14 protein-coding genes and 1 pseudogene are annotated in these 13,043 nt (G+C 44.7%); 7 read left to right on the top strand and 8 right to left on the bottom strand.

Annotated elements, in window-relative coordinates:
* Positions 1 to 4: 4 nt before the first annotated feature.
* On the bottom strand, positions 5 to 2,218 hold the full coding sequence (gene uvrD, locus DKT73_RS07355; RefSeq protein ID WP_111637914.1) for a DNA helicase II: 2,214 nt from the start codon (positions 2,216 to 2,218) through the stop codon (positions 5 to 7).
* 185 nt (positions 2,219 to 2,403) lie between these two features.
* Between uvrD and DKT73_RS07350 the strand changes: the two genes are divergently transcribed.
* The 4 genes from DKT73_RS07350 to DKT73_RS07335 all read left to right on the top strand — a co-directional run bounded on the left by DKT73_RS07350 (position 2,404) and on the right by DKT73_RS07335 (position 4,950).
* The gene (locus DKT73_RS07350) at positions 2,404 to 2,598 is read left to right on the top strand and encodes a PA3496 family putative envelope integrity protein (RefSeq protein ID WP_111605834.1); all 195 of its coding nucleotides are present in this window, start codon (positions 2,404 to 2,406) and stop codon (positions 2,596 to 2,598) included.
* 328 nt (positions 2,599 to 2,926) lie between these two features.
* Positions 2,927 to 4,123, top strand: coding sequence for an amino acid aminotransferase (locus DKT73_RS07345; protein WP_111637913.1), 1,197 nt, complete (start codon positions 2,927 to 2,929; stop codon positions 4,121 to 4,123).
* A 240-nt stretch (positions 4,124 to 4,363) separates the two neighbouring features.
* On the top strand, positions 4,364 to 4,522 hold the full coding sequence (locus tag DKT73_RS07340) for a hypothetical protein (RefSeq protein WP_157959163.1): 159 nt from the start codon (positions 4,364 to 4,366) through the stop codon (positions 4,520 to 4,522).
* A complete protein-coding gene (locus DKT73_RS07335) occupies positions 4,522 to 4,950 on the top strand; it encodes a type II toxin-antitoxin system YafO family toxin (RefSeq protein ID WP_111637911.1) in 429 nt (142 codons plus the stop codon). The genes DKT73_RS07340 and DKT73_RS07335 overlap by 1 nt, the downstream gene beginning before the upstream one ends.
* Positions 4,951 to 4,985: 35 nt before the next feature.
* Here DKT73_RS07335 and DKT73_RS07330 read toward each other — a convergent pair whose 3' ends face one another.
* On the bottom strand, positions 4,986 to 5,693 hold the full coding sequence (locus DKT73_RS07330; RefSeq protein ID WP_111637910.1) for a hypothetical protein: 708 nt from the start codon (positions 5,691 to 5,693) through the stop codon (positions 4,986 to 4,988).
* 137 nt (positions 5,694 to 5,830) lie between these two features.
* Here DKT73_RS07330 and DKT73_RS07325 point away from each other — a divergent pair, with 137 nt between their 5' ends.
* Positions 5,831 to 6,457, top strand: coding sequence for a DsbA family protein (locus DKT73_RS07325; protein WP_111637909.1), 627 nt, complete (start codon positions 5,831 to 5,833; stop codon positions 6,455 to 6,457).
* A 24-nt stretch (positions 6,458 to 6,481) separates the two neighbouring features.
* Here the strand turns inward: DKT73_RS07325 and DKT73_RS07320 are convergent, their stop codons facing one another.
* Positions 6,482 to 8,056 (bottom strand): GntR family transcriptional regulator, encoded by a 1,575-nt coding sequence (locus tag DKT73_RS07320; protein ID WP_111637908.1) that lies wholly within the window; start codon positions 8,054 to 8,056, stop codon positions 6,482 to 6,484.
* A gap of 155 nt (positions 8,057 to 8,211) precedes the next feature.
* Here DKT73_RS07320 and DKT73_RS07315 point away from each other — a divergent pair, with 155 nt between their 5' ends.
* Together DKT73_RS07315 and DKT73_RS07310 are read left to right on the top strand one after the other, a co-directional pair.
* The gene (locus tag DKT73_RS07315; protein ID WP_111637907.1) at positions 8,212 to 9,429 is read left to right on the top strand and encodes an aminotransferase class V-fold PLP-dependent enzyme; all 1,218 of its coding nucleotides are present in this window, start codon (positions 8,212 to 8,214) and stop codon (positions 9,427 to 9,429) included.
* 6 nt (positions 9,430 to 9,435) lie between these two features.
* Entirely contained in the window at positions 9,436 to 9,879 is a 444-nt protein-coding gene (locus tag DKT73_RS07310) for a SufE family protein (RefSeq protein ID WP_111637906.1), read from the top strand.
* On the opposite strand, the gene DKT73_RS07305 is transcribed toward DKT73_RS07310, so the two are convergent.
* The 5 genes and pseudogenes from DKT73_RS07305 to tcdA all read right to left on the bottom strand — a co-directional run.
* Positions 9,869 to 10,453, bottom strand: coding sequence for a LysE family translocator (locus DKT73_RS07305; RefSeq protein WP_111637905.1), 585 nt, complete (start codon positions 10,451 to 10,453; stop codon positions 9,869 to 9,871). The two genes, DKT73_RS07310 and DKT73_RS07305, sit on opposite strands and share 11 nt — an antisense overlap.
* A 51-nt stretch (positions 10,454 to 10,504) precedes the next feature.
* Positions 10,505 to 11,326, bottom strand: a complete 822-nt coding sequence (locus DKT73_RS07300) for a helix-turn-helix transcriptional regulator (RefSeq protein WP_111637904.1) — start codon at positions 11,324 to 11,326, stop codon at positions 10,505 to 10,507.
* A 128-nt stretch (positions 11,327 to 11,454) separates the two neighbouring features.
* Positions 11,455 to 11,862: a DCC1-like thiol-disulfide oxidoreductase family protein gene (locus DKT73_RS07295; protein ID WP_111637903.1), complete on the bottom strand. Its 408-nt coding sequence runs from the start codon at positions 11,860 to 11,862 to the stop codon at positions 11,455 to 11,457.
* Complete coding sequence (gene yqfB / locus DKT73_RS20160) at positions 11,859 to 12,176, bottom strand: N(4)-acetylcytidine aminohydrolase (protein ID WP_198666569.1); 318 nt, start codon at positions 12,174 to 12,176, stop codon at positions 11,859 to 11,861. The genes DKT73_RS07295 and yqfB overlap by 4 nt, the downstream gene beginning before the upstream one ends.
* Positions 12,165 to 12,959, bottom strand: a pseudogene (tcdA, locus tag DKT73_RS07290) (tRNA cyclic N6-threonylcarbamoyladenosine(37) synthase TcdA); the annotation flags it as partial. The gene yqfB and the pseudogene tcdA, both read right to left, overlap by 12 nt.
* Positions 12,960 to 13,043 lie beyond the last annotated feature (84 nt).

Below are 13,043 nucleotides of genomic sequence, written 5' to 3'. Positions count from 1 at the left end.
AGAATTAAAGCACTTCCAATTTAGCAAACGACAACACCAGCCACTTAGTGCCTTCGTCGTCAAAGTTAACCTGCACTCGTGCTTGTGGGCCTTGGCCTTCGTAATTGATAACAAGACCTTCACCAAACACAGGGTGATTCACTCGGTCCCCCATGTTCACCGTGACTTCAGGGGCTTTGTAACTGTTTAACACGCTGCTGTTTTGCAACTTACTCTTTTCATAGCCGTAATCAGGTCGTTGTAAAGACACAGGGCGGCTCACTTGCGAACGAAGACGCACTTCTTCCAAGCATTCCGGTGGCAACTCTTTGATAAAACGTGATGGACTGTTAAACGACTCGCTGCCAAACAAACGACGAGACTCCGCATACGTGATGTACAATTTCTCCATCGCTCGAGTAATGCCCACGTAACAAAGACGACGCTCTTCTTCGAGTCGACCCGGTTCTTCAAAAGACATCTTGCTGGGAAAGATATTTTCTTCCACGCCCGTTAAGAACACCAATGGGAATTCGAGACCTTTCGCCGAATGCAAGGTCATCAACTGTACCGCGTCTTGATATTCGTCCGCTTGCGCATCACCCGCGTCCAATACCGCTTTGTCCAAGAAAGCCATCAATGGCGAGCTAAACTCTTCGTCTTCATCGCTCCAACTAAAACCGCCGGCAGCGCCAACCAACTCTTTTAAGTTTTCGATACGCGCTTCGCCCTTCTCGCCTTTCTCTTTTTCATGGAAAGGAATCAGACCGGCTTCTTCAATAATCTGTTCAAATATATCGTTCAAATTCAAATCAGGTTGCTGCACCGTGGTACTTAACCCTTCGATTAGGTGCAAAAAGGTTTTGATCGCATTGGTCGCACGACCCGGCATTAAAGATTGACGAACCACTTCCTGCGCGGCTTGCCACATAGAACAGCCATTATCACGGGCGATTTCTCGCAAGGTTCCAATACTACGTTCGCCAATACCGCGAGGTGGTACGTTGATCACTCGTTCCATCGCGCCGTCGTCATTAGGATCCAGTGCCAAACGTGCATAAGCCAAAGCATTTTTGATCTCAAGACGATCATAAAATCTGTGCCCACCATAAATTCGATAAGCAATCTGTTCCCTAACCAAGCATTCCTCGATAACACGAGACTGAGCATTAGAGCGATACAGAATCGCCATGTCCGTCAAAGAAGTGCCCTTGTCGCGCCATTGCTTGATAATGCCAATGATAAAACGCGCTTCGTCTTGTTCGTTAAATCCAGCATAAAGTGAGATAGGGTCGCCTTCACCGCTGTCGGTCCAAAGCTCTTTGCCCAAACGATCATCGTTGTGTTTGATCAAACCATTGGCGGCTTTCAGAATATGACCGGTTGAACGATAGTTTTGCTCCAAGCGAATGGTGCCAACGTCTTTAAAATCTTTGGTAAAGTTTTGAATGTTTTCAATTTTCGCGCCACGCCAACCGTAAATCGATTGGTCGTCATCGCCAACAGCGGTAATTGTACCTTCGCTGCCCACCATGATGCGTAACCAAGCGTATTGAATCGTGTTGGTGTCTTGAAACTCGTCCACCAGCACATGACGAAAACGCTCTTGATAATGGCGCAACAAGGCAGGTGTACTGAGCATCAACTCATGAGCACGCAACAGCAACTCGCCAAAATCCAATAAACCGCCACGCTCACAAGCCTCTTCGTAGTGGTAATACAGCTCGCGCATGCCTTTAGAGAAAGGGTCATGGCTGTCAGGCACATGGGCAGCACGGCGACCTTCGTCTTTTTGCGCGTTAATAAACCAAGACACTTGCTTCGGCGGCCAGCGAGTATCGTCGATATTCAGTTCGCGCATGATGCGTTTGATTAAGCGCAGTTGGTCATCACTGTCCATGATCTGGAAGTTTTCTTTTAGCCCTGCGTCGCGCCAGTGAGCACGTAATAAGCGATGGGCCAAACCGTGGAAAGTGCCCACCCACATACCTTGTGGAGGAACGCCTACCAATTGCTCAATACGACCTTGCATCTCACGAGCGGCCTTATTGGTGAATGTAACGGCCATCAAACTATAGGGTGATAGCTCGTAAGCGTGCATCAGCCAAGCAATGCGATGGACCAACACACGGGTCTTACCCGACCCTGCGCCAGCCAATACAAGGCTATTCTGCAAGGGTGCGGCGACCGCTTCCCGTTGCTTGTCATTCAGTGAGTCGAGGATAAAAGAAACGTCCATTACATTCCGCCATAATTAATTAATACTTTTGTCACAAAAATCCGCAAAAATAGATTGATTTTCGAACGATTTGCGTTTTTTATTAACGTGAAAATGAGTTGTCTGTCTATTTTGACTTTTTTCAACAGCCGATGACAGGGTTCTATACAGTTCAATGTCATCGAACGTCCAAAAAGGGTATAACGATGAGCAATTTTGCCGAAACACTAACTGAAGTAAAAACCGATATACTGCATGCCTCCATTAGTTTGGATAATGAAACAAAAGAACGGAATCAAAAGGAAGATGCAGCCCGTATGTTAAAAGCCCGACGTGCAATTGAACAGCACTTAGAACAAAAACGTTTGAACCATGATATCTCAAACGGATGGGATGATTGATTTTATCTCTCTGAACGAAGCTATTCGGTCAACAAACCGGGCCTAACATTTGCGTTAGGCCATGGTGTGTATGTCGCGAAAAAATGCTCGCGTCTATGCCACCAGTGAGCTGTTGTTTTTTTATCGTACTTTTTGTGCGGGGCTTCGCTCGCTTCTGTTTATAGAAGAGAAATCATTATTCTCTTAAAATATGACTTTTATCTCTTCTTATTGCCCTCGTTTTTCCTCAACTTATAGCGGTTACTCACGTGTTGGAGTACCATAGCGGCTGATTTTCATATCTTTTAATCCATAATAAAAAAGAAAATAACCCTCTTGGGGAGTTACCATGTTTGAACATATCCAAGCTGCTCCTGCAGACCCAATTCTTGGCCTGAATGACGCTTATAGAAATGATCTTAATCCGCATAAAATCAACTTAGGCGTTGGTGTTTATAAGGATGAACAAGGCAATACACCGATTTTAAAAGCCGTTAAACAAGCAGAAGAACGTTTGTTGACCCAAGAAAAAACCAAAAACTACCTCAGTATCGAGGGCGCTCCCGCCTATCGATCTGCCGTGCAAACGCTTTTATTTGGTAAAGACCACAGCATTATTACCAAGCAACTTGCTCAAACGGCACAAACCCCTGGCGGCACAGGTGCATTACGTGTCGCAGCAGAATTCATCAAAAAACATTTACCCGAAGCCACAATTTGGGTCAGTAACCCAACGTGGGCCAATCATCAATCTGTTTTTCAATCCGTGGGATTAGAAGTCGGCAGTTACGCTTACTACAATGCCGACAATAAATCGTTGGATTTTGAGGCCATGCTGGCCAGTTTGTCGCAAGTGCCTGAAGGCGATGTCGTGCTATTTCATGGCTGCTGTCACAACCCAACGGGCATTGATCCTACGCCAGAGCAGTGGTATCAATTAGCGAAACTGTGCAGCAAGCAAGGCTTTTTGCCTCTGTTTGACTTTGCTTATCAAGGTTTTGGTCAAGGCCTGACGGAAGACGCACAGGGTTTACGTAAGTTTTTAGAATACGTGCCTGAGATGCTCATCGCCAGTTCCTTCTCAAAAAACTTCGGTCTGTATAACGAACGTGTTGGCGCGCTGACCATTGTCTGTGAAAACGCTGAACAAGCTGAAACCACATTCACACAAATCAAACGCTGTATTCGCACCAATTATTCAAACCCGCCATCGCATGGTTCTGCTGTCGTCGCTGAAATTCTCAATGACCCAGAGCTTTATGCTTTGTGGGAAAGCGAGTTAAAAGCCATGCGGACACGCATTCACGAAATGCGCAGTTTGTTTGTGAATACCCTACGAATCAAAGGCGTAAGCCAAGATTTTTCGTTTATTTCGCATCAGCAAGGCATGTTCTCTTTTTCAGGTCTAACACCAGATCAAGTGGCACAGTTGCGCAAAGAGTACGGCATCTACATTGTTGGCTCAGGACGCATCAGCGTCGCGGGCATGACCCATGACAACATGGGCCCACTTTGTGATGCTATTGCCGCGATTTTAAAGGGCTGAGCTCACATTTACTCGACTTAGCATAACGCAATAAAAACGGCTTTAACCTGATAGTTAAAGCCGTTTTTTCATTTTTTAGCGAACCCAGAAAATAGACAAGTAAGAATGATGTCACCTAATAAAACCAAGCACTAAAACACTTAGTTCTCTGCTGGCTAACTCACCATAGGATAAATTAATTATAAAATGATAGGTATTTGTACTAATATAAATAGATCAAAAAATGATCTGGAGATTGCCATGCAAACATTGCAGCGCAAAACAAAAAAAAGGACATCCAAAGTAACCGCTGAATCTATCAAGAAAGCAGCCGCTACAGGTAATGCCGGAATGGAGTATTTTCTAAAACATGGAAAATTTCCAACTAGTAAAGAGCAGCTTAATATCAAACCTCTCTAATGGCTGATGTTTTTACAACACCCTTCTTCCGGTTAATTGATGATTGGGAGAACTACGCGGAAGACTTCTACCACAATAAAAATACTTCTTTTCAACCAGACTACTTCGGAAGAGATGTCTCGTTTGACCACCCATATATAGAAAACCTCTTTCATATCCACATAGCCAAAGACGATCAAACCATTCAACAATGGAGCAAGATCAGAGCGATATACCAACGAACAACCTCAACAGAAAATCCTCACCTAGATTTCTGGCTTATTTATGGTTATGACGATATTGATAACAAGTACCTGTTAATGGCTTTGATTGGCCCAAGTGCTCACGATAGAAGGCGTTGGTCACCAGCATTCACTGGCTTTAAAACGCAAATGCTTGACCCATGGATAGACGGCAGTCTGGACGGCATAGAACTTTTTTCTGTTTAATATGCTCTTTTAGTACGCAGCTCAAACTACGTACTTTAGATTTGTAGCTCTCTAGTTAAGCAAATTGTAAAAATTGCTCTGGCATCAACGCCACGCCACAAAGCGTTATCTTTTAAACGGCTAAAATTAAGTGTTTCTCCACTTAATAGTTGTGACTCTAGCTGAGCTCTGATAATTGAAAACTCTATAGATTCATTTGACCAGTTATCAAGATTCTTTTTATAAACATGATCTCCTTTTAAAATAGGATGTAGAGCACCAAATAGTAAGTCGATAGATGCACTTTTTTCTCTAATGGATAACAAGAAATTTTCTGTAGTGAATGGACTGGTCTCTGAGAGTGAAGTGTGCGCAACATCACTCACACCTCCTTCCATGGTTAGATCCAGCTGTGATTTACCATTCGTATGGATGTTTATAAATAACGAAAGAGACGATGCCTCGCTGGCAAACCTCTCCGCTGTTTTAATTGTTAAATTTATTTTAGCTTGAGTTCTAATCTGTTTTATCCACTCATTAGCTTTGAGCCAACCAAAAATTAGTAGTCCAACTGTTCCAATCCCTGCCAGTAAAGATCCAACAGATGCAATGATGTCCCAAAATTGAGCTTTAAAGCTCACATCCCAAATGCCAGCGATTTTTATATCCCAATCAATAGCAAGACCAAGGCCAACAAGCAGGCCAAAAATTACAAGAAAGTAGGGAAGCGCTTTTTTATGAAGAGGAAGATGATCCTTGGGCATACTTGTCCTTAATGAATGTGACTTTGCACACGTTATCACACAGTACTACTAAGCTGTTACTTCAAAATTTCAGTTCAAGTATGAGCAGGAGACTGTTACCTTATGGGTCCGCTTTTTTATACGTACAGGAGCCATCTATGACCGCCACACTGATTTACTGCTACGACCCAATGTGCAGTTGGTGTTGGGGATTTCGTCCTACTTGGACCAAGCTACAAAAAGCCTTGCAAGATTTGATCGATGCCAATCAACTCACCATTCAGCCTATGCTGGGCGGTCTTGCTGTAGATTCCGATGTGGTTATGCCAGATGAGATGAAAGCTAAACTGGAAGGCACTTGGCAGAATATTCAACGCTCGCTGGGCACAGAGTTCAATTTCGACTTCTGGAGAACAACCACACCACGACGCTCAACGTATCCAGCTTGCCGCGCCTGTTATGTCGCCAGAGACACAGGACTAGAAGAAGAGATGTATCATGCCATTCAAGAGGCGTATTACCTGAACGCTAAAAACCCGTCAGATCTCGATACTCTCATTGAATGTGCCGAACAAATAGGCATGAATGCAGACGGCTTTCAGAAAACCATGCAGCACGTGAAAAATGAGCGTCTATTGGAGGAAGAGATAGAACAAGCTAGGCGTCTTGGCCTGAACTCTTTCCCCTCTTTGGCCTTACTAATCGGCGATAAGCTCACGCCTATTCCGTTAGATTACGAAGATCATTCCAGCATGCTAAATGCGATAAAAAAGGCGCTATCGTAGCGCCTTAAATCCCTTTTTATCCTATTAACCAAAGTCGTGATTAATGAGATCCAACATCGGGTTATAAAGCGGCTCTGTGGTGGCGTTGCGCGTTTTTTTCGCTTCTTGATCGGACGCTCCAACGTTATTGGCTTCTAAAACATCAAACATTTGTAAGTCACTTTCTATGACTTGCGCTGTCTCTTCTGCTTGCTCGCTCTCTTCAGCCAACTCTGTTGACTCCACAGTAGGTTTAATGACGGTCTCAACCGTCTTACCCTCATCCACCGCTAAATGCTCAGCTAAGGCTTTTGCTAGAGGCTCAACATCATCCAAAGTAACATTCACCGCCAACCAATGATTGGCATCGGCTTCATGACTCACCAAAGCACCGGGCACAATGGCATTCCGAAAGCTGGCTAGCAAGGCGGTCATGCTGGCAACCTCTAATGGCTTCGATAAACGCATCCAAAGTGACATGCCACCTTTACTGGCGGCAAAACTCACTTGTTCACCAAGACGTGTTTCAAGATGGGCTTTCACACGTTCCGAATTCGCCCAAACCTCTCGTGCGCGTTTTGTTAATGAGCGCTTACTATTAGGCTGTAATGCATCGCTCAAGGCCACTTGTTGGGCATCGCTTAACGCCATATCAGCGCCTAAGAAAGCACCTTCCAATAAAGCTTGATGTCTACCAGGCAAACACCAGCTTGCAGAGCGATCGACACCTTTTGATTCTACCCCACCGATGTAAACAATATGATCTGACGAATCCAGCGACTTGTAGGTCATCAGAGAACCTGCGCGATACGCCAAATGCGAGCATAAATCCCACTCAATCACTGGCAATTTGGTTTCTTCAATAATGGCCAGCCAACGACGCAGACTTAAATTACTAATCAATTGTCCAGCAGGGAAAGAAAACTGACCTGGTAAGACAATCAGGCGAATGGCGTTATCCCGTAAACAACGAATGGCCAAATCCAGATCAACACCGCGTTCCCCCGCCGTTAAGGCAATCACTTGTCGCCCTAAGCTTTGTAAGGTAGTGGTGATTCGAGGATCGCAAGGCGTTAACACCAACACACTGTCGCCACGTTGAGTGAGCGTTTGTACGGTCTGGGTAAACATAGCCAAAGGCGAATGTCCCAACCAAAGATGGGAAGCATGGGCTTTAATACCCAACCCTTTCAAATACTCATTGACGGCTTCGCGAATGGCCAAATGACCTTTCCCCAATACGGGAAGATGTACCTCTTCCTGACGTACTGCAGGGCTTAAAAAAGCGTCACTTTGATCGACCAAGGCGGCACGATGCGCCAGACATGACCAAGCTGGCTTAGTGCCATCATTCGCTAATTCACGCAACGCCTCACCCGCCAACAACAAAGCTGGCTTAGTGTCACTGCGATGACAAACAAAGTAACCCGATTTGGGACGAGACTCGATCCAGCCATCTTCGCTTAATAACTCATAGCCATGAATGACGGTGTTTAAGCTCAAACCTAATTGCTTCGATAACGCTCGTAAGGAAGGCATCTTATCACCGGGCACAATGGCCTCTTGTGACATTTGATCCAAGAACCAATCCACCACACCTTTATATAAAAAATCCGCCACCGTTTTGTACCTTTTCTAGTTTGTCATCTAGTATCTGTTATCAATCATTATAGTTGTGCGAAAAAAACGCAAGTAAAAGCCCAATAATTCCCGATTTTAGTGGGAGTTAAGGTACAATTTCTCTTATTTCAGGCTGATTTAAACGCAGAGTATTCATGGCATTCGACCCGTTATTGCTTCGTCCCCTTTTTCCTATTTTGGCGCAATCAGCCTACGATCATCCATTAACCTACTTGGATAATGCCGCCACAACACAAAAGCCTTTACCAGTCTTGGACGCTATCCAAGAGTATTACCTTAGCTTCAATGCCAATGTTCATCGCGGTGCACACTTTCTGAGTGACCGTGCTACCAATCGTTTTGAGCAAGCTCGCGACACGGTGGCAAAATTTATTAATGCGCCAGAGCAGAGCCATGTGATTTGGACAAAAGGCACAACAGAAGCCATCAATGTGGTGGCCTACGGCCTTGAGCACATCCTCGAAAAAGGCGATGAAATCCTCATCACCAGTTTAGAACATCATGCGAATTTGGTCCCTTGGCAGCAACTGGCGTTTCGCACAGGCGCACGCTTACGTATTGTCCCCTTAACATCCAATGGGGAATGGGAACCTGAATTCAGCCACTACTTCACCGACCGCACACGTATTTTTGCCGCAACACAGGTATCCAATGCCATCGGCGCCAGCACACCTCTACGCACCATGATCAATCTTGCTAAACAGCAAGGGGCGTTCACCCTTGTCGATGGTGCTCAAGCGGTGGCGCACTATCCTGTGGATGTACAAGCCCTAGACTGCGACTTCTATGTGTTTTCCGGTCACAAAATGTATGGGCCAACCGGCATTGGCGTTTTGTATGGCAAAAACCATGCATTGGAAATCTTGATGCCATATCAAACAGGCGGAGAAATGGTACGCCATGTGTCTTACCAAGCCACAGAGTTCAATGTATTGCCTTATCGTTTAGAAGCTGGTACGCCACACATCGAAGGCGTTATTGGCCTAGCGGCGGCTTGTGACTTTCTTAACGCTCAGGATCGTCTGGCGTTATTGGCTTGGGAACAATCGCTTGCTAATCATGTTTATACGAGGTTGCTTAAAGCGGGTGGTATCGAAATTTATTCGCCCGAGAAAAACACCACCCTAGTTTCCCTCAGTGTACCCAATATTCATATCTTGGATTTGAACGCTTATTTAGACAGCCAAGGTATCGCGGTTCGAGCTGGCAGCCACTGTGCCCATCCATTGATGGCGCAACTGGGCGTTGCAGGTACACTGCGTGCTTCTTTTGCTTGTTATAACACCATAGAAGAAGCAGATCGCTTCTGCGATGTACTACTCGACGCCATAGACCTATTAAATGATGAGTAACAAGCGATGACAGATTCTTTAGGACAACAAAAGCCAGTAAACATAAAAGCCCAACTGCAAGCTTGCCGTAGCAAAGAAGAAACCTTTAAAACACTGGTTACCTTAAGCAAAACACTGCCAAGATTGTCTACTGAAGAAAAAACCGAACAAAACAAAATAAAAGGCTGCGAAAGCGCCGTTTGGCTCATCATGGAAGAAAACGATGGCCGACGTCACTTCAAAGCAGACAGCGACGCCAAACTCATGCGCGGCGTATTAGTCGCCATATTGAGCTTAGTAGAAGGAAAAACACAAACAGATATCCAACAAATGGACCTAAAGGCAGAGCTGGCCGAACTCAATTTATCAAGCTACCTAACCAGCTCGAGAACCAATGGTGTGTTGGCGATTTTGGATAAAATTAAGAGCGGCAGCGAACACAGGGATAATCAGCACTCCCCTAAGCAATAAAACCCGCTATGCCCAAACCTATAAACAACAATCCTGTAATACGATTGATTAGCATTATGTGATGCTTTAATAGATGAGACACCTTATCAATCGCCGATGAGATCAACACATGGATAATCAAGGTAATCGCCACCAGTTCGATGGTAAGTAAAATGGCGTAGGTCACAAAATACTCATTGGATGGTACGAACATTGGGAACAATGCACCAAAGAACACCAATGTTTTTGGATTTAATAACGAAATAAATACACCGTTTTTAAAACTGTATCCTTGTGCGGTGATTGTCATCTCACTATTGGCATAATACAACGCCTTGCAGCCCAAATAGGCGATATAAGCGCTACACAACCACGTCATAATTTGAAACGCTTGCTCACTCGAATGAATCACAGCTAACAGCCAAGTATTTGCCAACACAGAAGCTAACATTAACCCAGTCGCGATGCCAAAAATCACTGGCAAAGTCCCACGCAAACTCTGATTAATACTGCTACTTACAACCGCGAGACCACCTGGTCCAGGTGATAATGCTGACGCAAGACAAACCGCTAAAAAGACCCACTGACTTTCCATAAAACACTCACTAAGGCTACAAAACCATTAGAGTAATAAAGCCAGTCCGCGTTATCTTGTAAAAAATTGCTTTTGATAAGCCATTGGTGTGATCCCCATCGCGCTAACAAACGCTTTAGTGAAATGACTTTGGTCATGAAAGCCGCAGTTGAGCGCGATATCGACCGCACTAAAACCTCGCTTTAGTTGAGCTCGAGCGTGATTCAAACGTTGTTGGATTTGATATTGATGAGGGGTTAACTGATAACAACGTTTAAATTCTTTGATTAAGTGAAACTTGCTGATACCAGCATGTTGCGCAATGACTTCAAGGGAAAGTTTCTGCTGATAACTGTCTGCCAGTAAATCACGTACTGACTCGATATTGGATTGTGCCTTGCTCAACGTCACCGCACTTTGCTGGCTTTCTTGTAGTAACAAGTTTACCAGCAACATTTCCCAATGCTCTTCCATGTCCAAGGCATCAGAGCCGCGGGTCAGCTTATCCAACAAACCTCGCATCTGCAGACTAAGACGAACATCGTTGATCACACTTTGACGAAAATAAGGCGTTTGTGCCGTGCCAAACAATGAGTGGTTAAGCGCTTTCATGCGTTCTTCAGACGGATATAACGCACGATAACGCCAGCCCTCGCCTTTTCCTTTAGAGCCAGTATGCAGTTCATCTGGCGCCACAATTGAAAGCTGTCCAGGCAAGGTATTATGACTCTCACCACGATGACTAAAATGCATCACGCCAGCATCCACTACAGAAATAACAAAACCTGCGTGGGCATGCTTACCAAATACAGTCTCGGTAAACTGCGCTTCTATCATTTCCAGCCCACCTAAGGTTCGACTGGTAGAAACGTTGCAGAATTCGTTGGCGTGCATCCGGCCTCCAAGTAAAAGTCTATTCTGCCTAACGCTAGCCGTTCAGGTAAAAAAATTCTTGTAAAAAATTGCTGATTTATTTCAAGATACCCTTCAATAACTTCTACTTAAATATAACGACATACTCGTTAGAACCTATTGTTACCATTTTGCTTTAGGTTATTAATCTTGCTTTTACCCAAAATTTTCAACAATAGATTACGGCAAGCCCTTAATATTGGATACAAAATAGCAGCGACTTTCTTAGAGCTAAACAGCCAATAATTCAAGCGGTTAAACACGCCAGATCGACCGCTAAGTAAGGCTAGAAGGTGAATTGCATCCGCACCGTAATAAAGCTGTCCATCCATTTTCAACACCATACCTTGATCTATGTCCAAGCCCTGCGCGGTGATGTCTTGCAACACTTCAGGATGTTCTCTCGCATCAATCAGTACTAATTCACCGACACTCTGACGTATGCGAACGATCTGGCAATAAAAATGGCAAGCAGGACATTCTTTGTCATAGATGAGCAGAATCTGCTTGTCTGTCATGCATCAACCAGCTGATAAGAGATCAAATACAACTGTTGAATCCCAGGATAAATGGCTTGAATCACGTCCCTTAATTCAGCCAGCGTCATGTTTTCTTGCTCGGCATGATAATCCGTTAGAGCGTCAAACAAGATCGGCTCGACAGAGAGTATTTTTAATCGACAAAACTCATGATCCTCTTCGTAAGTAGACACAGTCACTACAGAGTTAGGAACATAGTGCTTTTCCGCGTCATCACGCAAGGTAATCGTCTTCTTGCCCGATAGAATATCAGCCTCAAAGCGTTGAAAGAACGTCATGGTTGTCGGTGTCATGCGTTCATTTGCCTTCTGCGCCAGTTTTTCCAATACTCTCGACACCGCGACAAACGCGAAGGAAGCGGTCACGGCGGTGCTGGCGCCAAAGCCGGTATCGCAGTTCATTTTGGTTTCTGTATCGCCTTTTAAGCGCTGATGAGACACAGTACCATCCCCTTGTGGGTAGCGTAATTGCTCGGTGGAATAGACGCATTCGATATCAAAGCGGCGCTTGGGATTACGGGTGAAGTTGTAATGCCGTCTTAAAAAGTTACGTAATTTCGCCGCGAGCGGATCTTTTTCCGTTTTTGAAAGATCACCGATTAAGATTTTCGTCGGATCAATTTGACCACCCGCACCACCAACCGTAATCACTTTGCGCTTGTTGCTCTTACTCCACGCCATGAGAGCGGCTTTTGGTTTGATGCTGTCTATGCAATCGATAATGTAGTCAAACGGCGTAGACAGCAGCTCAGGAATGTTTTCAGGGGTAATAAAGTCTTCAATGCAGGTCACTTGACAATCGGGGTTAATCAATTTGATTCGCTCTGCCATCACATCGACTTTTGACTGACCGATATTACCCTCTAAAGCATGAATTTGGCGGTTGGTGTTAGTGATGCAAACATCGTCCATATCAATCAGTGTAATGTGACCAATCCCCGAACGCGCCAAAGCTTCAGCGGCCCAAGATCCGACACCACCAATGCCAATGACACAGACATGTGCTTGAGTAAACATCTCATACGCTGCATCGCCATATAAACGACGAATGCCACCAAACCGTTGATCGTTTGTCACTTTTCTCTCCTCGCAGACAAATCGCCCTGCGCTTTTTCTATCAATAAGTGTATGCTTTTAAACCATTAAAAACGCGATAAATTA

Source organism: Marinomonas shanghaiensis, assembly GCF_003259175.1.
In the GTDB taxonomy this organism is placed as follows: domain Bacteria; phylum Pseudomonadota; class Gammaproteobacteria; order Pseudomonadales; family Marinomonadaceae; genus Marinomonas; species Marinomonas shanghaiensis.
The sequence above is the reverse complement of the archived record's forward strand: the minus strand, read 5'-3'. Positions and strand labels throughout refer to the sequence as shown.

Coding starts and splice junctions, on each gene's coding strand:
- uvrD (WP_111637914.1), bottom strand. CDS start 2,218: ATGGACGTTTCTTTTATCCTCGACTCACTGAATGACAAGCAACGGGAA.
- DKT73_RS07350 (WP_111605834.1), top strand. CDS start 2,404: ATGAGCAATTTTGCCGAAACACTAACTGAAGTAAAAACCGATATACTG.
- DKT73_RS07345 (WP_111637913.1), top strand. CDS start 2,927: ATGTTTGAACATATCCAAGCTGCTCCTGCAGACCCAATTCTTGGCCTG.
- DKT73_RS07340 (WP_157959163.1), top strand. CDS start 4,364: ATGCAAACATTGCAGCGCAAAACAAAAAAAAGGACATCCAAAGTAACC.
- DKT73_RS07335 (WP_111637911.1), top strand. CDS start 4,522: ATGGCTGATGTTTTTACAACACCCTTCTTCCGGTTAATTGATGATTGG.
- DKT73_RS07330 (WP_111637910.1), bottom strand. CDS start 5,693: ATGCCCAAGGATCATCTTCCTCTTCATAAAAAAGCGCTTCCCTACTTT.
- DKT73_RS07325 (WP_111637909.1), top strand. CDS start 5,831: ATGACCGCCACACTGATTTACTGCTACGACCCAATGTGCAGTTGGTGT.
- DKT73_RS07315 (WP_111637907.1), top strand. CDS start 8,212: ATGGCATTCGACCCGTTATTGCTTCGTCCCCTTTTTCCTATTTTGGCG.
- DKT73_RS07310 (WP_111637906.1), top strand. CDS start 9,436: ATGACAGATTCTTTAGGACAACAAAAGCCAGTAAACATAAAAGCCCAA.
- DKT73_RS07305 (WP_111637905.1), bottom strand. CDS start 10,453: ATGGAAAGTCAGTGGGTCTTTTTAGCGGTTTGTCTTGCGTCAGCATTA.
- DKT73_RS07300 (WP_111637904.1), bottom strand. CDS start 11,326: ATGCACGCCAACGAATTCTGCAACGTTTCTACCAGTCGAACCTTAGGT.
- DKT73_RS07295 (WP_111637903.1), bottom strand. CDS start 11,862: ATGACAGACAAGCAGATTCTGCTCATCTATGACAAAGAATGTCCTGCT.
- yqfB (WP_198666569.1), bottom strand. CDS start 12,176: ATGACACCGACAACCATGACGTTCTTTCAACGCTTTGAGGCTGATATT.